This is a genomic window from Variovorax boronicumulans, assembly GCF_029892485.1.
In the GTDB taxonomy this organism is placed as follows: domain Bacteria; phylum Pseudomonadota; class Gammaproteobacteria; order Burkholderiales; family Burkholderiaceae_C; genus Variovorax; species Variovorax boronicumulans_B.
Genome location: NZ_JARXVG010000001.1, coordinates 362439 through 388739 on the forward strand (window position 1 = coordinate 362439; position 26301 = coordinate 388739).

Annotated in this window: 24 protein-coding genes; 10 read left to right on the forward strand and 14 right to left on the reverse strand. The window is 67.8% G+C overall.

The genetic code is table 11. The features are described from left to right. From M2282_RS01740 to M2282_RS01770, 7 genes are all read right to left on the reverse strand, one after another. Positions 1-984 carry a branched-chain amino acid ABC transporter permease gene (locus M2282_RS01740; RefSeq protein WP_280807065.1) on the reverse strand — a complete coding sequence of 328 codons (984 nt, stop codon included), beginning with the start codon at positions 982-984 and terminating at the stop codon, positions 1-3. A gap of 151 nt (positions 985-1135) precedes the next feature. After that, a complete protein-coding gene (locus M2282_RS01745) occupies positions 1136-1864 on the reverse strand; it encodes an ABC transporter ATP-binding protein (RefSeq protein ID WP_280807066.1) in 729 nt (242 codons plus the stop codon). A gap of 139 nt (positions 1865-2003) precedes the next feature. Continuing rightward, the gene (locus tag M2282_RS01750) at positions 2004-2771 is read right to left on the reverse strand and encodes an ABC transporter ATP-binding protein (RefSeq protein WP_280807067.1); all 768 of its coding nucleotides are present in this window, start codon (positions 2769-2771) and stop codon (positions 2004-2006) included. Positions 2772-2805: 34 nt separating this feature from the next. Next, positions 2806-4254: an extracellular catalytic domain type 2 short-chain-length polyhydroxyalkanoate depolymerase gene (locus M2282_RS01755; RefSeq protein ID WP_280807068.1), complete on the reverse strand. Its 1449-nt coding sequence runs from the start codon at positions 4252-4254 to the stop codon at positions 2806-2808. A 190-nt stretch (positions 4255-4444) separates the two neighbouring features. Next, positions 4445-5632 carry a substrate-binding domain-containing protein gene (locus tag M2282_RS01760; RefSeq protein ID WP_280807069.1) on the reverse strand — a complete coding sequence of 396 codons (1188 nt, stop codon included), beginning with the start codon at positions 5630-5632 and terminating at the stop codon, positions 4445-4447. Between the two features lie 157 nt (positions 5633-5789). Beyond that, positions 5790-6053: a hypothetical protein gene (locus tag M2282_RS01765; RefSeq protein WP_280807070.1), complete on the reverse strand. Its 264-nt coding sequence runs from the start codon at positions 6051-6053 to the stop codon at positions 5790-5792. Then, positions 6050-7591, reverse strand: coding sequence for a sigma-54 interaction domain-containing protein (locus tag M2282_RS01770; RefSeq protein WP_280807071.1), 1542 nt, complete (start codon positions 7589-7591; stop codon positions 6050-6052). The genes M2282_RS01765 and M2282_RS01770 overlap by 4 nt, the downstream gene beginning before the upstream one ends. 136 nt (positions 7592-7727) lie before the next feature. Here M2282_RS01770 and M2282_RS01775 point away from each other — a divergent pair, with 136 nt between their 5' ends. Genes M2282_RS01775 through M2282_RS01790 form a run of 4 tightly spaced genes read left to right on the forward strand, consistent with a single transcriptional unit; the run spans position 7728 to position 14305 of the window. Beyond that, a complete protein-coding gene (locus M2282_RS01775) occupies positions 7728-8465 on the forward strand; it encodes a TetR/AcrR family transcriptional regulator (RefSeq protein WP_280807072.1) in 738 nt (245 codons plus the stop codon). Further along, positions 8462-9970 (forward strand): efflux transporter outer membrane subunit, encoded by a 1509-nt coding sequence (locus tag M2282_RS01780; RefSeq protein WP_280807073.1) that lies wholly within the window; start codon positions 8462-8464, stop codon positions 9968-9970. The genes M2282_RS01775 and M2282_RS01780 overlap by 4 nt, the downstream gene beginning before the upstream one ends. Further along, on the forward strand, positions 9967-11169 hold the full coding sequence (locus M2282_RS01785) for an efflux RND transporter periplasmic adaptor subunit (RefSeq protein WP_280807074.1): 1203 nt from the start codon (positions 9967-9969) through the stop codon (positions 11167-11169). The genes M2282_RS01780 and M2282_RS01785 overlap by 4 nt, the downstream gene beginning before the upstream one ends. Positions 11170-11188: 19 nt before the next feature. Next, positions 11189-14305: an efflux RND transporter permease subunit gene (locus M2282_RS01790; protein WP_280807075.1), complete on the forward strand. Its 3117-nt coding sequence runs from the start codon at positions 11189-11191 to the stop codon at positions 14303-14305. A 135-nt stretch (positions 14306-14440) separates the two neighbouring features. Here the strand turns inward: M2282_RS01790 and M2282_RS01795 are convergent, their stop codons facing one another. The 5 genes from M2282_RS01795 to M2282_RS01815 form a co-directional block, all read right to left on the reverse strand. Beyond that, the gene (locus tag M2282_RS01795) at positions 14441-15007 is read right to left on the reverse strand and encodes an alpha/beta hydrolase family protein (RefSeq protein WP_280807076.1); all 567 of its coding nucleotides are present in this window, start codon (positions 15005-15007) and stop codon (positions 14441-14443) included. Beyond that, positions 14902-15783, reverse strand: coding sequence for an alpha/beta hydrolase family protein (locus M2282_RS01800; RefSeq protein ID WP_280807077.1), 882 nt, complete (start codon positions 15781-15783; stop codon positions 14902-14904). The genes M2282_RS01795 and M2282_RS01800 overlap by 106 nt, the downstream gene beginning before the upstream one ends. 248 nt (positions 15784-16031) lie before the next feature. Further along, entirely contained in the window at positions 16032-17555 is a 1524-nt protein-coding gene (locus M2282_RS01805) for a tripartite tricarboxylate transporter permease (protein ID WP_280807078.1), read from the reverse strand. A gap of 1 nt (position 17556) precedes the next feature. Next, complete coding sequence (locus M2282_RS01810; RefSeq protein WP_280807079.1) at positions 17557-18108, reverse strand: tripartite tricarboxylate transporter TctB family protein; 552 nt, start codon at positions 18106-18108, stop codon at positions 17557-17559. A 112-nt stretch (positions 18109-18220) separates the two neighbouring features. After that, entirely contained in the window at positions 18221-19180 is a 960-nt protein-coding gene (locus M2282_RS01815; protein WP_280807080.1) for a tripartite tricarboxylate transporter substrate binding protein, read from the reverse strand. A 140-nt stretch (positions 19181-19320) separates the two neighbouring features. On the opposite strand from M2282_RS01815, the gene M2282_RS01820 reads away from it, so the two are divergent. The 5 genes from M2282_RS01820 to M2282_RS01840 all read left to right on the forward strand — a co-directional run bounded on the left by M2282_RS01820 (position 19321) and on the right by M2282_RS01840 (position 23067). Next, the gene (locus M2282_RS01820) at positions 19321-20004 is read left to right on the forward strand and encodes a response regulator transcription factor (protein ID WP_280807081.1); all 684 of its coding nucleotides are present in this window, start codon (positions 19321-19323) and stop codon (positions 20002-20004) included. A 7-nt stretch (positions 20005-20011) separates the two neighbouring features. After that, positions 20012-21433: a sensor histidine kinase gene (locus M2282_RS01825; RefSeq protein ID WP_280807082.1), complete on the forward strand. Its 1422-nt coding sequence runs from the start codon at positions 20012-20014 to the stop codon at positions 21431-21433. A gap of 3 nt (positions 21434-21436) precedes the next feature. Next, positions 21437-21880: an RNA-binding S4 domain-containing protein gene (locus M2282_RS01830; RefSeq protein ID WP_280807083.1), complete on the forward strand. Its 444-nt coding sequence runs from the start codon at positions 21437-21439 to the stop codon at positions 21878-21880. A gap of 43 nt (positions 21881-21923) precedes the next feature. After that, positions 21924-22730 (forward strand): PPK2 family polyphosphate kinase, encoded by an 807-nt coding sequence (locus M2282_RS01835; protein WP_280807084.1) that lies wholly within the window; start codon positions 21924-21926, stop codon positions 22728-22730. Positions 22731-22830: 100 nt separating this feature from the next. Further along, positions 22831-23067: a hypothetical protein gene (locus M2282_RS01840; RefSeq protein WP_280807085.1), complete on the forward strand. Its 237-nt coding sequence runs from the start codon at positions 22831-22833 to the stop codon at positions 23065-23067. Between the two features lie 55 nt (positions 23068-23122). Here the strand turns inward: M2282_RS01840 and M2282_RS01845 are convergent, their stop codons facing one another. Further along, complete coding sequence (locus tag M2282_RS01845; RefSeq protein WP_280807086.1) at positions 23123-23794, reverse strand: hypothetical protein; 672 nt, start codon at positions 23792-23794, stop codon at positions 23123-23125. 165 nt (positions 23795-23959) lie between these two features. On the opposite strand from M2282_RS01845, the gene M2282_RS01850 reads away from it, so the two are divergent. After that, complete coding sequence (locus tag M2282_RS01850; RefSeq protein WP_280807087.1) at positions 23960-24289, forward strand: c-type cytochrome; 330 nt, start codon at positions 23960-23962, stop codon at positions 24287-24289. A gap of 15 nt (positions 24290-24304) precedes the next feature. Here the strand turns inward: M2282_RS01850 and M2282_RS01855 are convergent, their stop codons facing one another. Next, on the reverse strand, positions 24305-26281 hold the full coding sequence (locus tag M2282_RS01855; RefSeq protein WP_280807088.1) for a sensor histidine kinase: 1977 nt from the start codon (positions 26279-26281) through the stop codon (positions 24305-24307). Positions 26282-26301 lie beyond the last annotated feature (20 nt).

Sequence of the window (26301 nt, forward strand, 5' to 3'; positions counted from 1 at the left end):
TCAACGGTTCGCCACGGGGTACACGCCTTGGGGACGCCACAGCAGCACCGCCACCATCAGGAAGATGCTCGCGAACTGCGTGAGCGTGGGCAGCAGGAAGCCGATGTAGTTGGTCATGAGGCCCACGAGCAGCGCGCCGATGAGCGCCCCGCCCGTCGAGCCCAGCCCGCCGATGATGATCACGATGAAGATCAGCACATTGACCTGCGCGCCCATCTGCGGCACCAGGTTCTGCTGAAAGAGGCCCCACATCACCCCGCCCAGGCCCGCGAGCGCGCTGCCCACCACGAACACGCCAACGAAGAGCCGGCCGATGCGGTAGCCGAGCGACTCGACCATCTCGCGGTCCTGCACGCCGGCGCGGATCAGGAGGCCGATCTTCGTGCGGCCGAGCGTCCATGCGAGAACGCCGAACACCACCACGCCCACGGCCACCGCGAGCAGCCGGTACTTGCTGATGGCCGCATCGCCTATCAGCAGCGAGCCGCGCAGCGCCTCGGGCAACGGCAGCGGCACCTGCGCCGGGCCCCAGATCACCTTGATGAGCTCCTCGCCGATGATCATGCCGCCCATGGTGATGAGGATCTGCTTGAGGTGCTGGCCGTACACCGGCCGCACGATGAAGCGCTCGAAGGCGAAGCCCACGGCACCGGCCACCGCCATCGCGACCAGCATCGCGGGGAACACCGCGACGAGGTTGCGCCACAGTTCCTGCGAGCCGGTCCAGTCGCCCATGAGGCCGAGCACGCTGCTCGCCACGAAGGCGCCGAGCGCGATGAACACGCCATGGCCGAAGTTCAGCACGTCCATAAGGCCGAACACCAGCGTGAGGCCCGAGGCGATGATGAAGATGATCATGCCCATCGCCAGGCCCGCGACCGTGAGCGTGAGCCAGGTCGAGAAGGAGCCGGTGAGTGGCAGCGCGACGAGTGCGAGGACGGGAGCGAGAAGCAGCGGCTTCCAGTCGAAGTCGATCTTGGTCATGAGCGCGCGCCCTCTTGCTTTGGCTCCTTCCCCTTCCGGGGGAAGGCTGGGATGGGGGCAAGCGGCGCTTGCAAGGTTGCTGTGGTTCGAAGGCCGCGAGCCCCCACCCCGACCCTCCCCCGGAAGGGGAGGGAGAAAAACGTCGAGTAGTTCATAGAGCCAGTCCAAGCAGCGATTGCTGCAATTGCGCATCGGCAGAAAACGCCGCCATCGAGCCGCTGTGCACCACGCGGCCGTTGTCCATCACCGCGACGTTGTCGCCCAGGCGCTGCGCGAAGTTGATGTTCTGCTCCACCAGCAGGATCGTCACGCCGCTGCGCTTGAGTTCGGCGAAGGCGTCGATCATGTTGTTGATCATCACGGGCGCGAGGCCCTTGCTGGGCTCGTCGATCAGCAGCAGCTCGCGCGGCTCGACGATGGCGCGCGAGACGGCGAGCATCTGCTTCTGCCCGCCCGAGAGCTTGCCCGCCGGGTGGTTCCAGAACTTCTCGACCGCGGGGAAGAGCTTGAAGATCCACTTCAGGCGCGTGTCGTCGATCTGTCCGGCATTCTTCGCGCCGCGTGCGGCGAGCAGCATGTTCTCCTTGACCGTGAGGTCGGAGAAGATGCCCATGTTCTCGGGCACGTAGGCGATGCCCAGGCCCGCGATCTGCGGCGTCTGCATCGCGGTGATGTCCTTGTCGCCGAAGCGCACCCTGCCTTTCGATGCATGCCACAGGCCCATGATGGTTCGCAGCGTGGTCGTCTTGCCCGCGCCGTTGCGGCCCAGCAGCATGGTGAGCTGGCCGCGGGGCACGGCGAGGTCCACGCCGTGGAGGATGTGATACGCCCCGATGTGCGTCTGCACGCCTTCGAGGGTCAGAAGATTCAGAGCAGTCATCGGCTTTGCTCCTTCCCCTTCCGGGGGAAGGCTGGGATGGGGGCAAGCGGCGCTTGCAAGGCTGCGGCGAGGTGAAGGCCGCGAGCCCCCACCCCTGCCCTCCCCCGGGAGGGGAGGGAGAAATTCATCGGGGTCGTCTTCATGCGGCCACCTCCTTCGCAATGCCCAAATAGGCCTCCTGCACCACCGGCGAGGCAATCACCTCCGCCGGCTCGCCATCGGCCACCAGCGTGCCGTTGTGCAGCACGATGATCCGGTCCGCGAGTTCGCGCACCACGTCCATCTTGTGCTCGACCAGCAGGATGGTCTTGGTCTTGTCCTGCTTGAGCTTGCGGATCAGGTCGAGGATGACCGGCGCCTCGGCCGCGTTCATGCCGGCCGTGGGTTCGTCGAACATGAAGACCTTGGGCTCCAGCGCCATGAGCAACGCCACCTCCAGCTTGCGCTGGTCGCCGTGCGGCAGGCTCGCGACCGTGGCGTGCTCGCGCGACTTCAGCGCCACGTCCGCGAGGATCTGGTCCGCGCGCTCGGTCAGCGCCTTGTGATCGCTCCAGATGCTCCAGAGGTTCAGGCCCCGCCGGTGCGCGCCCTCGCGCGTGGCCTGCACCGCCAGCCGCACGTTCTCCAGCACCGTGAGGTTGGGAAACAGGTTGGTGAGCTGGAAGGCCCGCCCCAGCCCCGCATGCGTGCGCGCGGACGGCGACATGCCCGAGAGCGATTGCCCGTCGAGCGACACCGTGCCGGCGCTCGCCTTGAGCTGGCCCGAGATCAGGTTGAAGTAGGTGGTCTTGCCCGCCCCGTTGGGGCCGACGATGGCCGTCAGCGTGCCCGGCGCGAAAGCGCAGCTCACGCTGTTGACGGCCACGTGACCTCCGAAGCGGATGGTCAGTTCTCGGGTCTCAAGCATCGTTGGTCATTGCGAAAAAAGAAAAAAGTGCCGCTCAACAGGTGCCGACCACGTAGTAGCCCGGGCCGGTCTGCTTCAGCGTGGTCGTCACGTAGATGTTCCAAAGACCCATCGACTGCCCCGAGCCGTAGGCATAGGTCAGGCCATACAGCGCGTAGGCACGCCCGGCCATCGTGTGGGTGTAGTTGCTCGCGGTGTAGCAGGTGCCGCCAGTGCCGCCCGAGGTGGTGGTGCCGGTGGCCGCCGTCGACATCGCGCCCTGCGCGTTGCTCGCGTCCAGCGCCGCCACGGTCCAGCTGTAGGTGGTGGATGCGGCGAGGCCCGTGTCGGTGTAGTTGGTGCCGGCCACAGGCGCGGCGTTGACCTTGCTGCCGCCGCGGTACACGTTGTAGCCCGTGGCACCCGAGACGCCCGCCCAGCCGATCACCATGCTGCTGGCGGTTGCGCCCGAAGTGCCCACGCCGGTAGGCGCCGGCAGCGACGAGCCACCGCCCGAGCCGGTCACGCGGTCGACCATGGCCTTCATCGCCGCCATCTGCGGGCCCGACTTCTTCGCGTAGTTCGCGTTGTCGTAGCCCCACCAGTCCCAGCAGCTGTTGGTGGCCGCGGTGCTGGTCTGCGGGTAGATCAGCACGATGTTGTTGGTGTCGGCCCAGCGGTTGTACCCGGTCTTCTTGACGTACTGGTCGCTCACGTCGGTGTAGTTCTGCTTGCAGCCGTGCAGCACCAGGTGCACGCGGCACGAGGCGGTGGTGCAGGCCTGCGGCACGTAGATCCATCCGGTGGCGGCTGCGCCGTGGCCGGTGATGAACTCCGACTGGTTGAACTCGGTGAAGGTGCCGCCCAGCGTGCCGTTGTTGCGCGGATTCAGCGGGCCGTACAGGTGCGTGAGGATCTCGCCCGCGAGGTCGAAGCCGCAGTTGTTGATGTAGGGCGAGGCGGTGGTGCCGCAGGCGCCGCCGTAGTCGTCGGTGACCATCGCGTGGCCGGCGCCCAGGTTGTTCTTGTAGACCGTGTTGGCGACCGGCACGAAGCTCTGGTAGTAGGTCTTCAGGTCGTTCATCACCGCCTGCTTGACGGTGTTGTCCGAGGTGCCGGAGAACAGGTAGACCTTCGAGCCGGTCATGTTCGACACCGGGTCGATCGCGCCGCTCGCCGCCCAGCTGTTGGTGGTGCTTACGAGCGTGGACACCGGGATGCTGGTGCTGTGGGTCATGCAGCGCCCCGTGGCATTGAGCACCGAGCCTTCGGCGCAGTAGTACGGGCCGCCGGCAACCACGCCCGCGCCGCGTTTGAAGGTGGCCGAGTAGGCCACGTGCAGTTGCACCGCCATGAAGCCGCCGGCCGAGAGGCCCGACACGCTCACCTCCGCCGGGTTGGCGTTGAGCGCGGGCAGCGGCACCGCCGCCATCGCGGCATGCGCCGCCACCGTCATTGCCGCAGCCGCGGCCAGTCCCTTCCAGTTCCTTCTCATCGCTTGCATCGCTGTCTCCTAATGTTGTGGGTATCGAACGCTTGCTTGCAGACTGACGAATCGGCCGTGGAAACACGACAGCGTGCGCGGACGCAGGCTGGCGCTTCGCCCGGCGGCCATCCGGGGCGAAATGGGAGCGGCGCTTGCTTGCGCGCCGCACGGAGTCATGGGATCAGGGGCGTGATCGGCGCCGTGTCGATCAGCGCTTGTTCTTGATCGGAATGTCCATCTCTTCGGGCTTGATCTCGTGGACCAATTCCGGCACGCCCCAGGCGAACGCCGGGTCGACCTTGATCTTGAAGTGGTACATCGACTGCATCGCCTGGTGGTCTTCCTTGCGGAAGGTCATCTTGCCCTTGGGCGTGTCGAAGCTCATGCCTTCCATGGTGCTGATGAGCTTGTTGGTGTTGGTGTCGCCATTGGTTTTCTTGAGCGCCGTCACCACCGCCATCGCGGCCGAGAAACCGCCGGCCGTGAAGAAGTCCGGCGGGGACTTGAACTGCTTGTAGTGCGCCGAGACCAGCGCCTCGTTCACCGGGTTCTTCGGGATGCCGAAGTAGTAGTACGCCGCGCCCTCCATGCCCGGCAGCGCCTTGTACGCAGCCATCGCCGGCAGGATGTTGCCGCCGGTGGCGATCTCGATGTTGTAGCGCTTCAGGTCGAGGTCGACGATCTTGAACGGGTTGCCCGCGCCGGCCCAGACGATCCAGATGATCTTGCGGCCCGGCTGGTCCTTCAGCTTGTCGATCAGGCGCTGCGCACCGGCGGTGAAGTCGGTGGTCGCGGGCGGCAGGTACTCCTCGTGCACGAGCTTGGCCTTCTTGAGCGCCGAGCCGAAGGCCTTCACGCCGTCGCGGCCGAAGGCGTTGTCCTGCGCGAGCGTGGCAACGGTCACGCCAGCCTTGTCGACAGCCACTGCATTGGAGATCGCGTCCTGGCTCGAGTTGCGGCCGGTGCGGAAGATGTACTTGTTCCACTTGTCGCCGGTGATCGAGTCGGCCACTGCCGGCTCGACCAGCAGGATCTTCTTGTATTCCTCGGCCACCGGCAGCATCGCCAGCGCCACGCCCGAGGCGGTCGGGCCGACGGCCAGCGCGGCCTTGTCGTCCGAATACGCGGCCGCCAGCAGCGACTTGCCCAGGTCGGGCTTGCCCTGGTCGTCCTTCTCGATGACCACGAGCTTCTTGCCGTTGACCATCATCGTGCCGCCGGTGGCGTAGTCCAGGCCCATCGTGAAACCGGTCTGGGTCTGCTTGCCGTAGGCCTCCAGCGGACCGGTCTTGCTGTAGATGTGGGCAATGCGGATTTCGTTGGACTGGGCCCAGGCGGGGGCGGCGGCGGCGCAGGCGGAAAGCGCGGCCAGCGCGACGAGGTGGCGACGGATCATCTTTATGTCTCCTGATAGTGATGGCTGAATATTGCACAGTTCGTGCCACGCATCCAAACCATTGATAACAAAGGTTTCTTCATTGGGAAGAAGCCCTTGGCGCCTGATTTCAGAACACTTGTTGTGTATTTATTTCAGGCAACTGTCTTTTTATCAGTCAGGGTTTACCAAGAGCTTTGCGCTCTGCGATCCAGCGCTGGAATTCGCGTTCGGCCTGCATCCGGAATTCATTGCGCGTGTGGTTGCAGATCGCGTGGGCAAGGCGGCGATGCTTCTGCGTGCGCACGCCGCCCAGGGTGGAGTCGATCAGGTGTTCGATGGTCGCGGATTCGGGCCGGCCGTGCGGCTCATCGAAATCCACGGGAAGGCCGCACCAGTGGCAGTTGGGGCCGAAGGTGGAGCGCAGGGCTTGGACGCTCATGACCGCCCCTGATTCGTCATGCGCTCGTACAAGGTGGCGCGCGAAATGCCCAGCAGCCGAGACGTCGCAAGCTTGTTGCCGCCCGTCGATGCCATTGCGGCGGCAATCGCCCTCTGCTCCAGTTCGGCCACCTGCTGCGCCAGCGGCCGCAGCAGCGCCGCTTCTTCATCGCCGCCCACGTGCGACAGATCGGGCAGCTCGATCTGATCCAGCCCGGCTTCCCGCAGGATGCGTTCGAGCTGCACGGCATCGATGCGCTGCGAATCGCTGCGCATGGTCACCTGCTCCAGCACGTTGCGCAATTCGCGGATGTTGCCGCGCCAGTGCTGGCCCGCGAGCAGCGCGAGCGCATCGGGCGTGAGTTCGGGCGGCGCCTCGCCACTGCGCAGCGCCATGTCTTCGCCGAGCGCCTCGACGAGCGCGGGGATGTCGCTGCGCCGTTCGCGCAGCGGCGGCACGCGCAGCGGCAGCACGTTGAGGCGGTAATAGAGGTCTTCGCGAAACAGGCCGCGGCGCACCAGTTCGGGCAGGTCGCGCGAGGTGGCGGCGATCACGCGCGCATCGAAGGGCACGAGCTTGTTGGAGCCGAGCGGTTCGATCTCGCCCTCCTGCAATGCGCGCAGCAGCTTGGCCTGCAGGCCGAGCGGCATGTCGCCGATTTCGTCGAGGAAGAGGCTGCCGCCGTCGGCCAGCTTGAACTTGCCTTCGCGCCCTCGCCTGTCGGCGCCGGTGAAGGCGCCGGGCGCGAAGCCGAAGAACTCGGCTTCGAGCAGCGTGTCGGGCACGGCCGCGATGTTGACGCTGACGAACATGCCCTTGGCGCGCGCTGACGACGCATGGATCGCATGCGCGAGCAGTTCCTTGCCGGTGCCCGTTTCGCCCAGCAGCAGCACCGGGCTGGTCGACTGCGCCGCGCGGCGCGCATGGCGCTTCACCTCGACCGCAGCCGGACTGCTGCCGATGAAGCTCGCGAAGGTGTATTTGGAGCGTCGCTGACCGTCGGGCGCATGCTGGTACAGCGGGTTGTTGCGCTGGCTCGCAAGCTCTCGCCGCGCATCGTCGAGGTCGCGCTGCAGCAGCGCGAACTTGCTGATGAGCGGCTGCAGCGTGGTCTCGGGCTGGTCGAACAGCACGATGCCGATGGCACCGATCACGTCGCCCGCGCCGCCCTCGGGGCCATCGCTCTCCGCGCGCAGCGGAATGCGGCTGACCACGAAGGTGCCCGCCTTGTTGGTCAACAGGTCCACCAGGATCGGCTCGCCGGTCTCGAGCACGCGCCGCATCTGCGTGTTGGGGATCACGTCCTCGACCATGTGGCCCTGGAACTGGTCGATGGAGGAGAAGCCCAGTGCCGGCAAAAAGCGCCGGTAGCCCTCGTTGACCCACACGATGCGTCCGCTGCTGTCCACCAGGAACATGCCCTGGCTGATGCTGGAGAACAAATGGAACATCGAGCGCGCGGCGAGCGCGAGGATGCCCTCGGCATCGAGGGGCAATGCAGGGGGCAAGGCGAAAGGAGCGGCTGGTGCGGCGGGCATGGGCGGATCGTACTGTGCAGCGAACCGCGGCCAACCGGACCTCGGTGGCGCACCGGAAATGCCCTCGATCCGGTCGAAGACAAAAGCCTTCAGTAATGCTTAAGTAAATCAATCGTTTGATTTCCCGCATGGTCTAATGCCGGGCATGAACGCGAGGGACCCCATCACTGCCACGCCGCGCCGAGCGCCGCGCGCCGACGGCGCCGAGGCACGCCATCGCCTCCTGCACACCGCGCTGCGGCTCTTTGCGCAGAAGGGGTTCGCCAAGACCTCCACGCGCGAGATCGCCCGCGAAGCCGGGGTCAACATCTCGGCCATCAGCTACTACTTCAGCGACAAGAACGGCCTGTACGGCGCCTGTTTCACCGAGCCGATGGGCGGCGACTCCGACGACCTGGTGGCGCTGTTCCACACGCCCGACCTCACGCTCGAAGAGGCGCTGCGCACCTGCTTCACCTCGGTGATCGAGCCGCTCAAGCAGGGCGAGATCGTGCGGCAATGCATCCAGCTGCACATGCGCGAGATGCTGGAGCCCACGAGCCAGTGGGCCAAGGAGATCGAGCGCGACATCAAGGGCCCGCACCGGGCCATTGCCGAGGTGCTGTGCCGCCACCTGAAGCTGGAGCGCGCCGACGACGACATCCACCGCCTGACCTTCGCGATCACGGGGCTGTCGATGCAGCTCTACGTGAACCAGGATTTCATCGAGGCCGTGCGCCCCTCGCTGCTGCGCACGCCGCGCAGCATCGACACCTGGGCCGCCCGCCTCACCGTTTACGCCATGGCGCTCGTGCAGGCCGAAGCCGCGCGCCGCGAGGCCCTGGCCGACGACGAGAAAACCGCGCCCGCGCGCGCCGCGAGAAAGAAGCCATGAGACGACTCCGACTGATCGCCACCCTCTGCCTCCCGCTGGGCCTGGGCCTCGCGGGCTGCGGCCTGACGCGCCCGCCGGCCACGGTCCAGGCGCCGTTTCCCGCGCAATGGAATGCGCCCTTGCCCCACGGCGGCTCGCTCGCATCGCTGGCCGACTGGTGGCGCCAGCTCGACGACCCGCTGCTGGTCGAACTCATCGCCGCGGCCGAAGCCGCCAGCCCCAACCTTGCGAGCGCCGCGGCGCGCGTGGCCGAGGCGCGTTCCACGCGCGTGCAGGCCGGCGCGGCGCTGCTGCCCAGCCTGGACGGTACGGTGTCGGCGAGCCGCGGCGTCTCGGGCTCTTCCTTCAGCGGGGGTGGCACGGGCTCGTCGTCGAGCAGCAGCAGCAGCAGTGCCGCCGCCGCCGCACCGCTCACCACGCTGCAGGCCGGCATTCAATCGAAGTGGGAGATCGATCTCTTCGGCCGCCTGCGCGCCGACCGCGATTCGGCCCAGCAGAAGCTCGACAGCGCCACCGCCAAGTGGCACGACGCACGCGTGGCCGTCGCGGCCGAAACCGCCAACGCCTATTTCGCCGAGCGCGCCTGCCGGCAGCAGTTGCGCGTGTCCGAGTCCGACGCCAAGTCGCGCAGCGAAACCTCGCGCCTCACCGACCTCTCGGCGGGTGCAGGCTTCACCGCGCCGGCCGATGCGGCCCTCGCCCGCGCCAGCGCCTCCGACGCCTCGGGCCGCCTCACGCAGCAGCGCGCCCAGTGCGCGGTGCAGCGCAAGGCGCTGGTGGCGCTCAGCGGCATCGACGAACCCACGCTTGCGCAGAAGCTCGCCGTCTCGCACACGCAGCGCGCGCTGATGGTGATGGGCAGCATCGAGAGCGTGCCGGCAGCGGCGCTGTCGCAACGGCCCGACGTGTATGCGGCCGAACTCGCCGTGGCATCGGCCAGCGCCGACGTGGGCTCGGCCGAGGCCGAGCGCTATCCCAAGCTCACGCTCTCGGGCTCCATCGGCCGCATGCAGATCCGCACCAGCGGCTTTCGCGAGTCGCTGGACACCTGGACGGTCGGGCCGGTGTCGCTCACCGTGCCGCTGCTCGATGGCGGCGCCCGCAAGGCCAACACCGATGCGGCCAAGGCGCGCTACACCGAGGCCGTGTCGCTCTACCGCGCGAACGTACGGCAGGCGGTGCGCGAGGTCGAGGAAGCGCTGGTCAACCTCGACGCGACCGACGCCCGCACCACCGACGCCGACAGCGCGGTGAAGAACTACCAGGCCTCCTTCGACGCCACGCAGGCGCGCTACAGCAGCGGCCTCGCCAGCCTGTTCGAGCTGGAGGATTCGCGCCGCACCCTGTTCACCGCGCAGACCGCGCGCGTCACGCTGCAGCGCGAACGCGCCGAAGCCTGGGTGTCGCTGTACCGCTCGATGGGCGGCGGCTGGAACCGGCCTGAATCGTCAGCGTCCTCGTCAATGACCTCTTCCTCGACCTCTACGGTTGCGACGTCACCATGAAAACAATGAAGCGTTCCACCCTCGTCATCGCGCTGCTGGCGCTCGTCATCGTCGCCGTTGCGGCCGTGTGGCTCGTGCGCAAGCCCTCGGGCACGCCTGCCGAGCAGGCGGCGGCAGCCGCGAAGGCCAAGGACGGCGCGCCGGCGCCCAAGCCCGCGCTCACCGTCACCGTCGCCAAGCCCGAAGCCACCGAGCTGACCGTCACGCTCTCGGCCAACGGCAACGTCGCCGCCTGGCAGGAGGCCGTGGTCGGCTCCGAGTCCAACGGCCTGAGACTCGCCGAGGTGCGCGTGAACGTGGGCGACGTGGTCAAAAAGGGCCAGGTGCTCGCGGTCTTCTCGCCCGAGACGGTGCAGGCCGACATCGCGCAGTCGCGCGCCTCGCTGGCCGAAGCCCGCGCCACCGCGGCCGACGCCGCCGGCAACGCCGCGCGCGCCCGCACGCTGCAGGCCACTGGCGCCCTCAGCCAGCAGCAGATCAACCAGTACCAGACCACCGAGCAGACCGCCAAGGCGCGCGTCGAGGCCGCCGAGGCCGTGCTGGCCGCGCAGCAGGTGCGCGGACGCAACACGCAGGTGCTGGCGCCGGACGACGGCGTGATCTCCGCGCGCACCGCCACGGTGGGCAGCGTGGTCTCGGCCGGCACCGAGCTGTTCCGCCTGATCCGCCAGGGCCGCCTCGAATGGCGCGCCGAAGTCACCTCGGCCGAACTCGCCCGCATCGCGGTCGGAACGCCCGCCTTCGTGGTCAGCGCCAGCGGTGCGCAGGTGCGCGGCAAGGTGCGCAGCATTGCGCCGACGGTCGATCCGCAGACGCGCGCGGCGCTGGTCTACGTCGACCTGCCCACGGTGCTGCAGAACACGGGCGTGAAGGCCGGAATGTTCGCGCGCGGCGACTTCGAACTCGGCCGCAGTTCGGCGCCCACGGTGCCGCAGGCCTCGATCGTTCCGCGCGACGGCTTCAACAACGTGTTCGTGCTGCAGCCCGACAACCGCGTCGTGCAGCGCAAGGTGCAGACCGGCCGCCGCCTGGACGACCGCATCGAGATCACCAGCGCGCTGCCCGAAGGCGCACAGGTCGTCGTGCAGGGCGCGGGCTTCCTGAACGACGGCGACCTGGTGCGCGTGGTGGCGGCAACGCCACCGGCTGCAGCGGCCCAGCCGGCGAAATCCGCGGCCTCCGCCGCGGTTGCCAAGTAAGACAAACAAGGACACGCCCATGAACGTTTCCGCCTGGTCCATACGCAACCCGATTCCGGCGGTGATGCTGTTCGTGCTGCTCACCTTCGGTGGGCTGCTGTCGTTCAACGCGATGAAGGTGCAGAACTTTCCGGACATCGACCTGCCGACCGTCACGGTCTCGGCGTTGCTGCCCGGTGCCGCGCCTTCGCAGCTGGAAACCGACGTCGCGCGCAAGCTCGAGAACTCCATCGCCACCGTGCAGGGCTTGAAGCACATCACCACCAAGGTGCAGGACGGCGCCGCCACGCTGATCGTCGAGTTCCGCCTCGAGAAGCCCGTGCAGGAAGCCGTGGACGACGTGCGCTCCGCGGTGCAGCGCGTGCGCGCCGACTTGCCGGCCGACGTGCGCGACCCGGTGGTCACCAAGCTCGACCTCGCGGGCCAGCCGGTGCTGGCCTTCACCATCGCCTCGTCGCAGATGGACGCCGAGGCGCTCAGCTGGTACGTGGACAACGACATCACCAAGAAGCTGCTCGCGCTGCCCGGCGTGGGCGCGGTGAACCGCGTGGGCGGCGTCACGCGCCAGGTGCACATCGACCTGGACCCGAGCAAGCTGCAGGCGCTGGGCGCCTCGGCCGGCGACATCTCGCGCCAGCTGCGCCAGGTGCAGGTGGAAAGCGCCGGTGGCCGTTTCGACCTGGGCGGTAGCGAGCAGCCGGTGCGCACGCTCGCCACGGTGCAGTCGGCCGACCAGTTGGCCGACATCCAGATCGTGCTGTCCGACGGCCGCCGCGTGCGACTGGACCAGGTGGCGCGCATCAGCGACACCATCGCCGAGCCGCGCTCGGGCGCCCTCCTCAACGGCAAGCCGGTGGTGGGCTTCGAAGTGGCCCGCAGCCGCGGCGCGAGTGAAGTGGAAGTGGGCCATGCGGTGCAGAAGGCGCTGGCCGACATGCGCGCGCAACGCCCCGACATCGAGCTGACCGAAGCCTTCAACTTCGTCGACCCGGTGGAAGAGGAATACAACGGCTCGCTGCACCTGCTGTACGAAGGCGCCATCCTCGCGGTGATCGTGGTGTGGCTGTTCCTGCGCGACTGGCGCGCGACCTTCGTCTCGGCCGTGGCGCTGCCGATGTCGGTGATTCCGGCCTTCATCGGCATGTACCTGCTGGGCTTCTCGGTCAACGTCATTTCGCTGCTCGCGCTCTCGCTGGTGGTCGGGATACTGGTGGACGATGCGATCGTGGAGGTCGAGAACATCGTGCGGCACTTGCGCATGGGCAAGACGCCGTTCCAGGCGGCGATGGAGGCCGCCGACGAAATCGGCCTGGCCGTGATCGCCACCACCTTCACGCTGATCGCGGTGTTCCTGCCCACGGCCTTCATGAGCGGCGTGGCCGGCAAGTTCTTCAAGCAGTTCGGCTGGACGGCCTCGCTCGCGGTGTTCGCATCGCTGGTGGTCGCGCGGGTGCTCACGCCGATGATGGCGGCCTACATCCTCAAGCCCATCGTCGGCGAAGAAAAAGAGCCCGGCTGGCTGCGCTGGTACATGCGCGCCGTGGAATGGAGCACGCACAACCGCTTCAAGACGATGGTGATGGCCACCCTCTTCTTCTTCGGTTCGCTGGCGATGATCCCGCTGCTCAAGACCGGCTTCATTCCGGCGGACGACAACTCGCAGACGCAGGTGTACCTCTCGCTCGCGCCCGGCTCCACGCTCGCGCAGACCACCGCGGCCGCGGAGGAAACGCGCAACCGCGTGATGAAGATCGCGCACGTCAAGAGCGTCTACACCACGGTGGCCGGCGGCAGCGCGGGCGGCGACCCCTTCGCCAGCTTCGGCACGCCCGAGACGCGCAAGGCCACGCTCACCATCAAGCTGGACCCGCGCGGCGACCGGCCGAGAAAGCAGGTGATCGAGAACCAGATCCGCACCGCCCTCGAAACCCTGCCCGGCGTGCGCAGCACCGTGGGCCTGGGCGGCTCGGGCGAGAAGTACATCCTGGCGCTCACCGGCGAAGACCCCGTGGCATTGGCAACCGCCGCCAGCGCGGTCGAGAAGGACCTGCGCACCATCGCGGGCCTGGGCAACATCACCTCCACCGCGAGCCTGATCCGCCCCGAGATCGCCGTGCGCCCCGACTTCGCGCGCGCTGCAGACCTGGGCGTGACCAGTGCCGCCATTGCCGAGACGCTGCGCGTGGCCACGCTGGGCGACTACGACCAGTCGCTCGCCAAGCTCAACCTCGCGCAGCGGCAGGTGCCGATCGTGGTGAAGCTGGAAGACTCGGCGCGCAAGGACCTCGATCTGCTCGGGCGCCTCTCGGTGCCCGGTGCGCGCGGCCCCGTCATGCTGAACCAGGTGGCCTCGCTCACCATGGAAGGCGGCCCGGCCGTGATCGACCGCTACGACCGCTCGCGCAACGTCAACTTCGAGATCGAACTCTCCAGCGTGGGCCTGGGCGATGCGAAGACCGCGGTGATGAACCTCCCCTCGATCCAGCAACTGCCGCCCGGCGTGCGCGTGACCGAGGTGGGCGACGCCGAAGTCATGACCGAGCTCTTCGCAAGCTTCGGCCTCGCGATGCTGACCGGCGTGCTGTGCATCTACATCGTGCTGGTGCTGCTGTTCAAGGACTTCCTGCACCCGGTGACCATCCTGTGCGCGCTGCCGCTCGCGCTCGGCGGCGCCTTTGTGGGCCTCTTGATCGGGCAGAAGGCGCTCTCGATGCCGTCGCTGATCGGGCTCATCATGCTCATGGGCATCGCAACGAAGAACTCGATTCTTCTGGTCGAGTACGCCATCGTGGCGCGCCGCGACCACGGCATGAGCCGCTGGGACGCGCTGCGCGATGCCTGCCACAAGCGGGCGCGGCCCATCATCATGACCACGCTCGCCATGGGCGCCGGCATGCTGCCGATCGCCGTGGGCTTCGGCGCCGCCGACTCCAGCTTCCGCTCGCCGATGGCGATGGCGGTGATCGGCGGGCTGATCACCTCGACCGTGCTGAGCCTGCTGGTGGTGCCCGCGGTGTTCACCTACGTGGACGACATCGAGCACTGGATCAAGCGCACCGTGCGCAGGCTGCGCGGGCAGCCGGCCGATCCGCACATCGACGACGACCTGGTCGAGACGCCGCGGCCCGCGTCCTGACTTTGTGTTGTCCCCTCTCCCGCTTGCGGGAGAGGGTTAGGGTGAGGGTGTGTGCCTACGACAAGGCGCGGCGCCCGAGTGAATGCCGCAGCCCTCACCCCGCCCTCTCCCGCAAGCGGGAGAGGGAGCAATACCTCAAACAGCAAAAGTCGTATCGAGCCAGTCGCCGATGCGGGCCATCGCCAGGCGCTGCGCCCCCGCATGGCAATGCGCACCGGCACCCAGCGTGTCGTCGAGTGCGAGAAAGGTCTTCGGGCATGTCAGGTGCGCATACAGCATCTCGGGCTGGCCCTTGAAGAACATGTCGTTGGCGGCAGCGCACACCAGCGTCGGGCACTGGATGCGCTCGGCCACGCCGTCGGCCACGTGGTAGTCCAGCAGCGTCGAGAGATAACCGCGCGCCGTGCCCTTGCCGGTGACCCAGGCGCCATGGCCGAAGGCCCAGCGCGCCTGCGCGTCGTGTGCGGCCATCTGCGCGAGCGCCTTGTCGATGTCCGGCGCTGAAGGCGCCGTGAGCACGCGGCGGGCCACCTCGCGCTGGCCGCCGAACATGGGAAGCGTCTTCACGCCCATGTCGTAGATGCCGTCCAGCGCAATCAGTGCGCGAATGCGCGGCTCGAACGCCGCCGCGCGCGGCGCCAGCACGCCGCCCAGGCTGTTGCCCAGCAGCGCAACGCGCTGCGCATCGACATCGGGCCGCACGAGCACATGGTCGAGCACCGGCCCGACCACCCGCTCCCAGTCGGGGCGCAGCACCAGGCCTTCGCGGTGCATAGGGCCGGCTGGCCGGGGCCGTCGAAGCTCAGCACGTTGTAGCCGCGCTCGGCCAGCGCGGCGGCGGCGACGTAGTGCATCTCTTCGACCGAGCCGTCGAAGCCGTTGTGCATGACCACGGTCGGGCGACGCTTTGCGCCCTTGCCGGCGGCGCGATAGAAATAGCCCGGCAGGCTCGTGCCCTCGTAGCGGATGCGCACCGGCTCGATCGCGCCGTCGGCGAGCCGCACGGCCGCGCGGAAGCACTCGACGCTGCGGTCGTAGGCTGCGTTGATGCGCGGGTCGGCCGGGTTGCCGTGCAGGAAGAACTCCGCGCTGCGGTAGTAGTTGGAAGCGCGGAAGAACGCATCGCGTGCGCTGACGTGGTGACCGGCGGCCAGGCTTTGCTGCGCCTCCGCGGCCACACGGTCGGCGGTGAGGCACCATTCGTCGTGCCAGCTGTCGTAGTCGCCGCCGCGGATGCGCTGGGCGGTCATCACCACCTCGCCGAAATCAGCGCCGCCGTAGGCGATGTGGCCGAAGGAGCGCAGGGTCTCGTACCAGAAGGTCTCGTCCTTCTCGAAGAGAAAAGGCTTCAGGCCGGGGGCGGCAGCTGCGGGCGACTCGCCCGCGGATGCCTGCGGGCCTGTTTCCACGGCGTTGGCACCGAGTGCGACGGCACCCACGGCAGCAAGGATCGAGCGGGCGAAATGACGGCGTTCCATGGTGAGTTCCTTTGGTGGTGTTCCGGCCGGTGAAGACAACGGCGTCTTCTGGTGCGGGACTCTAGGAACGCATGCGGCGCGGCGCATCCGGCTTGCGACGAAATGCATCGGACATGGCGCGAACGGTCACCGTGGTGCGCCAACGGTGGCCTGTCCGGCCCTGCCTCGCAGGCGGCCGGAAAGAAAAATGCCGCGGGGCCTGGGCGCCGCGGCATTTCGGGAAAGATGACGAAGAAAGCGAAAGCGCGTCAGGCGTCCAGCTGCGCCAGCCGCTTCAACTTGCGCTCGCTCATGCGCTTGGCCAGGCGCGGCAGCACCAGCACGGCCACCACGATGATCACCAGCGTGATCGACATCGGGCGCTGGAAGAACACCACCGCGCTGCCCTCGCCGATGGACATGGCATTGCGAAGCTGCGCCTCGGCCAGAGGCCCGAGGATCATGCCGACCACCACGGGGGCCGTCGGGAAATCGAAGCGCCGCATCACCACACCGAGCAGGCCGATGGCGTAGAGCAGGAACAGGTCGAACGCGCTCTGGCGCATGCCGTAGGCACCGACCGTCGCAAAGATCAGGATGCCGGCATAGAGCTGCGGCTTGGGGATCTTCAACAGCTTGACCCACAGGCCCACCATCGGCAGGTTCAGCACCAGCAGCATCACGTTGCCGATGTAGAGCGAGGCGATCAGCGCCCACACCAGCGCGGCCGACGTGGTGAAGAGCTGCGGGCCCGGCTGGATGCCGTAGTTCTGGAACGCGCCCAGCAGGATGGCGGTGGTGTTCGAGGTCGGGATGCCGAGCGTGAGCAGCGGAATCAGCGCGGCCGTCACCGTGGCGTTGTTGGCGGCCTCGGGGCCGGCCACGCCTTCGATGGCGCCGGTGGTGCCGAACTCGGCCTTGGCGTCCTTGTCCTTGGCGAGCTTCTTTTCCATCGCGTAGCTCAGGAAGGTCGGGATCTCGGTGCCGCCGGCCGGGATGCAGCCGAAGGGCGTGCCGATGGCGGTGCCGCGCAGCCACGCAGGGATCGAACGCTTCCAGTCGCGCTTGGTCATGTGCACGCGGCTGAGCTTGTTCTGGCCCTCGGTGACCTTGCCTTCGTAGAGCACCGCATAGAGCACCTCGGCCACGGCGAACAGGCCGACCGCGACCAGCACGATCTCGATGCCGTCCAGCAGCTCGGGCACGCCGCCGGTGTAGCGGCCCTGGCCGGAGATCTGGTCCAGGCCCACGCAGCCGGCCGCAAGACCCACGAACAGCGCCGTCATGCCGCGCAGCGTGCTCTTGCCGAGCACCGCGCTCACCGTGGTGAAGGCCAGCAGCATCAAGAGGAAATACTCGGGCGGCCCGAGCTTGACCGCGAACTCGGCCACGAAGGGCGCGAATAGCGTGACGATGACGGTGGCGATGGTGCCGGCCACGAAGGAGCCGATGGCCGCGGTGGCAAGCGCCGCGCCCGCCCGGCCGCTCTTGGCCATCTTGTTGCCCTCCATCGCGGTCACCATGCTGGCGGTTTCGCCGGGCGTGTTGAGCAGGATGGACGTGGTCGAGCCGCCGTACATGGCGCCGTAGTAGATGCCCGAGAAGAAGATCATCGAGGCCGTGATGTCGACCTTGCCGGTGATCGGCAGCAGCATGGCCACCGCCACCGCCGGGCCGATGCCGGGCAGCACGCCCACGGCCGTGCCCAGGGCACAGCCGACCAGGCACCAGAGCAGATTGATCGGGGTGATCGCCGTGGCGAAACCCGCCATGAGTGCGTTGAAGATCTCCATGTCAGAGCCACCCGGTCGTTGTGAGGCCCGGCAGGCTGATGGCCAGGAACTGCGTGAACATCCAGAACACCGGGGCGGCAATGAGCGCGCCGGTGACGAAGTCGATGGCGAAGGTGCGCGGCGAATTCACGCCGGCCTGCCCGCTCGCGCGGCGCAGGCCCTGCACGGCCAGCAGGTAGCACAGCGTGCAACTGAGGATGAAGCCCAGGGTGGTGATGAGCGCCGCGTTGAGCAGCAAGCCCGCCGAGACCCAGACGAAACCGGGCCAGTAGGCGCGGTCGGCGCCCGTGGGCGGATCGAGTTCGCGAAAGCCGCCGGTGCGCGCTTCCCAGAGGATCCAGGCGCCGCAGAGCACGAGCACCACGGACACCATCCAGGGCAGGAAGTTGGGGCCGACGCCGCCGTAGCCGGCTTCGGAAGAAATGCCGATGGCGCCGAAGGCCAGCGCGAGGCCGGTCAGCAGGACGCCTGCGCCTACGAGGGTTTGCGGCCAAACCGCCGCTGCTTGGGCCGCTGTATCTGGCGGCGAGACCGAGGGTTCTGGAGTTGTCATTTTTGCGCCCGGAATGTGGTGCTGGATTTGAAAACGGCACGCTGTCGTCTCTTGCGAGGACAGCGTGCCATTCGGCATGCGAGAAGGCAGGCAGTTGGCGCGCTGTGCGCCCTCAGACCATGCCGGACTTGGTCATGATGGCCCTGAGGCTGGCGAAGTCGTCATCGACGAACTTGGCGAACGCATCGCCCGACAGCACGGCCGCCGTCCACTCGTTCTTCTTGAGCGACTCGGCCCACGACGGGCTCTTGAGCGCAGCCAGCACCATGTCGGTCAGCGCCTTGCGTTGCTCGGCCGAGATGCCGGGGGCGCCGTACACGCCGCGCCAGTTGCCGATTTCCACGTCGATGCCCTGCTCCTTCAGCGTCGGCACGTTGATGCCCGGCAGGCGCTGGGCCGAGGTGACGGCAATGGCCTTCATCTTGCCGGCGGCGATGTATTCGGCGAATTCGCTGTAGCCGCTGCCGCCGATGGTGACGTTGCCGCCCAGGATGGCCGCGGTGGCTTCGCCGCCTCCGCGGAAGGCCACGTAGTTGATCTTGGAAGGATCGGCGCCGACCTTCTGCGCGATCATGGCCGCGGCGATGTGCTCTGTGGAGCCGCGCGAACCGCCGCCCCACTTGACGCTGCCCGGGTCCTTCTTGAGCTGCTCGACCACGTCCTTCATGGTCTTGAACGGCGAGTTGGACGGCAGCACGAACACGTTGTATTCGGTGGTCAGGCGCGCGATGGGCGTGGCCTGCTCGAGCTTGACCGGCGGCTTGCCGGTGATGATGCCGCCCAGCATGACCGAGCCCATGACCATCAGCGCATTCGGGTCGGCCTTGGAGCCGTTGACGAACTGGGCCAGGCCCAGTGCGCCGGCGGCGCCGCCCTTGTTGTCGTAGGTGACGGTGTCGGCCACCTTGGCGTCGCTCAGGGCCTTGCCCAACGCGCGGCCGGTGGTGTCCCAGCCGCCGCCCGGGTTGGCGGGGATCATCATCTTGACGTTGGCTGCGGCACGCGCCGAGAGCGGCAGCGCTCCAGCGGCGGCCAGTGCGGCCAGGGACTTCAAAAAGGTATCGCGACGCATTGTGGTTGTCTCCAGGGGCTGAAAGGAAATTGGCAGGAACCTGACTGGGGCCTGAGCCGCTATCATGCGCCGCCCCGCTGTCAGTTGGCTGTCCGCCAGACTGGGGAAAACACCAAAGTACCCATTCAGCCCTCCCCCGTATGAAGCTGCTGCTGGTCGAAGACGATCCCTCGATGCAAATCACCCTGCAGCGCACGCTCGGCCGGCGCCGGATCGACGTGCGCGTGTGCGGCGACGGGGCCGAGGCGGTGGCGCAGTGGCGCGCCATCGAGCCCGACGTGGTCGCGCTCGACCTGAGCCTGCCCAACCTCGACGGCCTGCAGGTGCTGGCCCAGGCGCGCGCTGAAGGGCTGCGCACACCGGTGCTGCTGCTGACCGCCCGCGGCACCGTTGGCGACCGCATCGTGGGCCTCAATGCCGGCGCCGACGACTACCTGCCCAAGCCCTTCGACCTCGACGAGCTCGAGGCCCGCATCCGCGCGTTGCGCCGGCGCAGCCAGAGCGCGGGCCTCGAGACCGCGCTCAATCCGCAGGAGATCGGCGGCCTGCGCTTCGAGCCCGACAACGGCGCCATCTACAACCGCGCCGACCTGCTCGAGCTCACGCCGCGCGAGCTCGCGCTGATGAAGGCGCTGATGATGAAGCCGGGCCATGCGGTCACCAAGGAGCGCCTGTTCGAGCTGGTGTTCCCGGGCGAGGCCGACGTGCAGTACGAGGCCATCGAGGTGGTGGTGTATCGCCTGCGCAAGAAGCTCGTGGGCACGGGCGCGGTGCTGATGACGATGCGCGGCCTGGGCTACCTGCTGCGTCCGGAAACGTCATGAAGGCTGCATGAAGAAGGTCTCCTCGCTGCGCGCGCGGCTGCTGATCGGCATCCTCGCGCCGGTGGCGGTGTTCATCGTGATCAACAGCGTGAGCCTGTACCGCCAGAGCCTCGCGGCCGCGACCACCGCCTACGACCGCACGCTGCTCGCCTCGGCCAAGACCATCGGCGAGCAGCTCGACGTAGAGGGCTACGACGATCACGCGCTGTTGCGCGCCGTGGTGCCCTACTCCGCGCTCGAAGCCTTCGAGGCCGACAACCGCAGCCGGCTGTTCTACCGGGTCTCCGCGCTCGACGGCGAGATGGTCTCGGGCTTTGCCGAATTGCCGTTCTGGCGCGGCCGCATCCCGGACCGCAGCGCCTACGCGGCGCTGGTCGATTTCTACGATGCGCAGTTCCGGGGCCAGCCCGTTCGCGTCGCAGTGCTGCTGCAGCCGGTGGCCAGCGCGCGCGGCCGCGGCATGGCGGTGGTGCAGGTGGCCGAGACGCTCGAGCTGCGCGAGACGCTGGTGCGCAAGCTGCTGCTCGACACGCTCTGGCGCCAGTTGCTGCTGATGGCCGTGATCGCCGGGGTCACGGTGTTCGTGGTGCATCGCGCCACGCGCCCGGTGCGCGAACTGGGTGAAGCGATCGAGCGGCGACCAGCGGACGATCTCTCGCCCATCGATGCACCCGATGCGCCGCGCGAACTGCTGCCGCTGATCGACGCCACCACCGAGGTGATGGGCCGGCTGCAGCGGCTGCTGGACCACCAGAAGCGCTTCGTGCGCGACAGCGCCCACCAGCTGCGCACGCCGCTCGCGGTGCTCAAGGCGCAGGTGCAGTCGGCGCGCCGCGGCGACGTGGCGCCCGAGCAGGCCTTCGGCGAGATCAGCCAGACGGTGGAGCGCGCCACGATGCTGGCCAATCAGATGCTCTCGCTCGCGAAGGTGGAGCAACTGCGCCAGCAGCCCGAGTCGGTGACGCTGGACCTGGGCGAAGTGGTGCGCAATATCGCGCTCGACCTGTCGCCGCTGGTGGCCGACAAGGCGCTCGATTTCGAGCTGGCCATCGACGAGCCGGTGGCCGTGCGCGCGCACCAGTGGATGCTGCAGGAGCTCACGCGCAACCTGCTGCACAACGCGATCAAGCAGAGCCCGCAGGGCGCCGCGCTCTCGGTGAGCGTGCGCGCCGCGGGCGACCACGCGGTGCTCACCGTGCGCGACGAAGGGCCCGGCATATCGCCCGAACTGAGGCAGCGGCTGTTCGCGCCCTTCTCCGCCGGCAGCACGTCGAGCGGCTCGGGGCTGGGGCTGGCGATCTGCCGCGAGATCGTGCTGGCGCTGGACGGGCGCATCGACCTCGAGAACCGCACCGCGCAGGACAACACCGCCAGGGTCATCGGGCTGGACGCTGTCGTGCACCTGCCGCTCTGGCGGCACAATTCCTGATCTATGGAATCTCCGGAACGTCTGCGCATCGACAAATGGCTCTGGGCCGCACGCTTCTTCAAGACGCGTTCGCTGGCCGCGGAGGAAATCGGCAAGAACCGGGTGCAGGTGAACGGCGACGTCGCCAAGGCCTCGCGCGAGGTGAAGCCCGGCGACACCGTGACGATGCGCCTGGGCGTGCAGACGCGGACCGTGACGGTGCGCGGCATCAGCGGCCAGCGCGGGCCGGCGCCGGTCGCCCAGCTGCTCTACGAAGAAACCGCCGAGAGCATCGCCGCGCAGGCCGCGCTGCGCGAACAGCGCCGCATGGGCAGCGAGCCGGCCCTGGCCATCGAACAGGGCCGCCCTACCAAGCGCGACCGGCGCGATCTCGACGGCGCGGTGCGCCACGCCGAATGGGACAACCGCTGGAGCGCCTCGATCAACCCGGAAGACACCGAGCGCTGATCGCGTACGCTGTCGGCTTTCGTTCTTCAAGGGGTTCCGGTCCATGGCCAGCTTCAAGAAATACCGCGTCGGCAGCAAGTTCAAGCTCTCGCAGATCGATCCCGGCGACACCGCCTTCTGCGAGGGCGACGAAGCGGCGCAGCGCGAAGAGGTGGACGCGATGGCCCTCGAGCTCGACGACCTGCAGAACCTGCTGCACGCCGAAGGCCGGCGCAAGGTGCTGCTGGTGCTGCAGGGCATGGACACCAGCGGCAAGGACGGCACGGTGCGCTGGGTGTTCTCGCGCACCTCCCCGCTGGGCGTGCGCGTGGCAGCCTTCAAGGCCCCGACCGAAGAAGAAAGGGCGCGCGACTACCTCTGGCGCTGCCACGCCGTCGTGCCGCGCAACGGCGAGATCGCGGTGTGGAACCGCAGCCACTACGAAGACGTGCTGGTGCCGGTGGTCGAAGGCTGGATCGACAAGGCCCAGGCAAAGCAGCGCTACGCGCAGATCAACGACTTCGAGCGGCTGCTGGTCGAGACCGGCACGGTCATCGTGAAATGCATGCTGCACATCGACAAGGACGAGCAGCGCGAGCGCCTGCAGGCCCGCATCGACACGCCCGGCAAGCAGTGGAAGTTCAGCATGGGCGATCTCGAAGTGCGCACCAAGTGGAGCGCCTACCAGCGCGCTTATGAAAACGCGCTCGCCGCCACCTCGACCGAGCATGCACCTTGGTACGTCATACCGGCAAACAGCAAGCGGCACCGCAATCTGATGATTGCGCAGTTGCTGATGAAGACGCTGCGGCAGATGAAGCTCAAGGCGCCGGCGCCGGACCCGGCGCTCAAGGGAATGATCGTCAAGTAGGCCGGTGCTGTTGGTTGCAGGGGCGTCGCGCCACTGCAACGTCCTGTTTGTAAAGTGCTCACCGGCCTACGAGGCCGTGCGCCGCCGCAAACTAAGGTTCATGTCGTACCTGCTCCAGGTGCACCACGTCAACCCGAAGGACTCCAACATGAAAAAGATACTCTTCGTTCTCGCCGCCTGTGTGCTCTCGAGCGCAGCCCTCGCACAACCGGCGCCCCGCCACGGCCCGGGCTACGACCGCCCGCATGCGGCGCCGCATCACCGCAAGCACAAGGTCTGGGTGCCGGCGCACCGCGAACACGGCCGCCGGGTGCCGGGGCATTACGTCTGGCGCTGAAGCCCTCAAAAAAGAAGCCGGCATGAAAGCCGGCTTCTTTTTGGCCTGAAGAAACTCAGGAGCGGCGGACCGGCGCCTGCGCCAGCACGCGGCACTTGCCGAACTCGCAGCGCACCGCCCAGGTGCCGCCGTTTTCGCAAGGCACGTTGTACGACTCGAAGCCCGGGCCCTTGGCCGTGAGTTCGGCGCGCGGCTGCACGTTGCAGCGACCGGCCTTGGCGAGCGTTTCGACGTTGTAGGTGTCGATGCCGGTGCGGCGCGGCTTGGCGGCGACGACCGGGTCGAAGGTGTGACCGTAGAAGGTGTCGCGCACGTCCGGATCGAGGTTGCGGTAGCCGCGCTTGGCCATGCAGTGGACGATGGCGATCTCCTGATGCTCGGCGATGAGTTCCGAGGTCGGGCGGCCGTTCCAGTCGATGACCGCCGCGCTGATGCCGGTGTACGACGCGGCAGCCACGATGCCCTGGCCGTGCACCGTGATCAGGCCGAGGCCCAGCGCCAGCCACATTGCGTCGCCGGTCTCGCTGCGCGCCGTGATGCGGGTGGCTGCCGTGCGGCAGGCCTGCACGTCGTTGTCGTAACGCACCTTGTCCACGCCTTCCATGGCGACCATCGGGACGTAGGTGAGTCCGGAACCCGTGCCGGGCTCGGTCGGCACCAGCGGCGCCCTGGCGGTGCAGCCCATCAGGGCCACAGCGGCGAACGCAATGCTCAGCAACAGCTTCATGGGGTTTCCCTCGTCCTCTTCGCGGTAGTTCCGGGGATTTAACCATACATATAGTTACTCTTGAATCGACTTGTCGCGAATGCACGACGACCGATGCGGCGGCATGCGACCATGCGTTGCCGCTCTCGGCGGATCGCAAATCAAAGTACCTACAGCCCCCCGCGCATGAAGCTCCCGATCGCCGTCCTGCTGTTGCTTTTCAACAGTGCATCCATCGCCACCGCGCAGACCGCGCCGGTGGACCTGCTCAGGAAAAACGGCTGCATGGCCTGCCACGGGCTGGTCCACAAGCAGGTCGGTCCGGGTTTCGCGCAGATCGCGGAGCGCTACCGCAACGATCCGGAGGCACCGCCGCGTCTGGCGGAGAAGATCCGCAACGGCAGCGTAGGCACATGGGGCCGCGTCATCATGCCGCGGCAGAGCCTGGTGTCGGAGGCCGACGCGCGGGTGCTGGCAGGCTGGGTGCTGTCCCAACCTTCGCCGAGCCCCAAGTAACCGCCCGGCCCTGGCTCAGGAAGGCCGCGCAGCCTTGTCGCCCTCGGCCTTGCGCTCCAGCGGCAGCCAGAGCGTGAAGCGCGTTCCGCCGCTGCCGGACTCCCATCTCACCGTGCCGCCGATCGCCGTTGCGCGCTGCTGCTGGTTGCGCAGCCCCCTGCCGCTTCGCTGCAGGGCCTCCTGCACGGCGAAGCCGGCGCCGTTGTCCTCGATCACCACGGAGACGCCCTCGCCCGCCGTCGCGGTGCGAAAGCAGATGGTGGTGGCCCGCGTGTGGCGCAGCACGTTGGCGATGCACTCCTGCATGATCCGCAGGATGTGCAGCGCGCTGCCCGGGTCCAGCCATGGCAGCGCGGGCACGGGCTGCACCTCCCAGCGCAGCGCCACGCCGGCGCTTTCGATGCGCGGCGCCAGGCGAAAACGCAGGGTGGCGAGCAGCAGCAAGAGGTCGGCGTCCACGCTCTCCATGGAATCGATGGCCAGCTTCAGGTCGTCCATGCAGCCCTTGAGCACGTCGGAGATCTCGGCGTCGCTCATGGCGCCCCGCTCCACCGAACGGATCGCGCTGATCAGGGAGGAGCCCAGCCCGTCGTGCATGTCCTGCATCAGGCGCCGGCGCTCGGCATCGAGCATCTGCTGGTTCTCGATCACGCGCAGCCGCTGGTAGCTTTGCTCCAGCTCGGCTTCGCGCACCTGCAGACGCTGCGCCAGGCCCTTGTTCAGCCGCGCCACCTCGGCAAACGCGCCCGTGTAGCGCTGGAACATGATGTACGAGAAGACGAAGAACAGGCTGATGATCGCGTAGGGCGAGGCGTACACGCTCTCGGGGCTCACCAGGTTGTTCTGCAGCAGCCCGTCGTACGAGGTGAAGGTGAGCGCAAAAACGGTCCAGCCCGCCACCAGCCGCCCCTCCGGCAGCTTGGCGCGCAATGCCTTGCGCAGGTTCACCGCGAAGATCAGCACCGCGACCGGCAGCACCATCAGGTTGAGCAGCGGCGTGACCAGGTAGAGGCTTGCGATGGACGGCGACAGGTGCGGCAGCGTGGCGATGCTGCCAGCCGCGGCCAGCGCCACCGACAGACGGGTCAGCCAGACCGAGGGCTGCTGGTGCAGGCGTTGCAGGAACAGGTGGATGGCGATGATCAGCCAGATCAGCGAGGACACCGCCATCCACTCGAACAACTCGTCGGAGACCGGGAAGTAGTTGCCGCCGACGTAGTAGTGAAGCGTGCGCAGGAACGCCAATGCCGAGATGGCGAAGAACAGCAGATAGAGCGACTCACGCCGCTTCCCCAGGTACACCGCGAAGGCGAAGGCGCCCACCGCCAGGAACGCCGCGCTGCCCATGGCCGGCACCTGCACCTGCAGCAGCTGGCGAATCTGGTAGCGCCAGTTCAGAGAGGCCTGGTCGCCCACCCACACGGTCGAGAAGCCGCTCCCGCTGCTGCGCAGGCGGTCGACGCGAATCAGCACGGAAGCCGGGGACGGCGTGCCGGCCGTGGCATTCAACGGCAGCAGCAGCGGATGGTTGTAGCCGTTGTGGATCGGACTGCCATGCGATTGATAGAGCAGCACGCCGTCGCCGTACACCGCGATCTGGCCCAGCGTCTTCCAGCGCGGCAGGTAGAGAAAGCGCGGCTGTACCGACGGCGCCAGCCCGGACAGGTCGATGCGGTACCAGTCGGTGAGGGTCTGCACGCCGCCCATCGGCGTGGGCACCAGTTCGCGCGCGGCCGTGTGCGGGAGGTCGACTTCCTTCCATCCATCGCTCGGCAGCGCGGCATCTTCGAGCAGCTGCGGCGGCGCGGAATAACCCGTGCCGGGGATGGAGAGCAATTCGGCACGGGTGATGTGGGCTGCACCGTCACCCTGCGGCGCTTCGGCTGCCGCATGCACAAGCTGCACCGCGCCCACCGCCAGCGCCAGGCCCAACGCTGCAATCCAGCGGCCCAGCCCGGTGTGGCGGTCGAAGGCGGCGGGAGATGTGTGCATTAGTTAACAATTATGTCTCC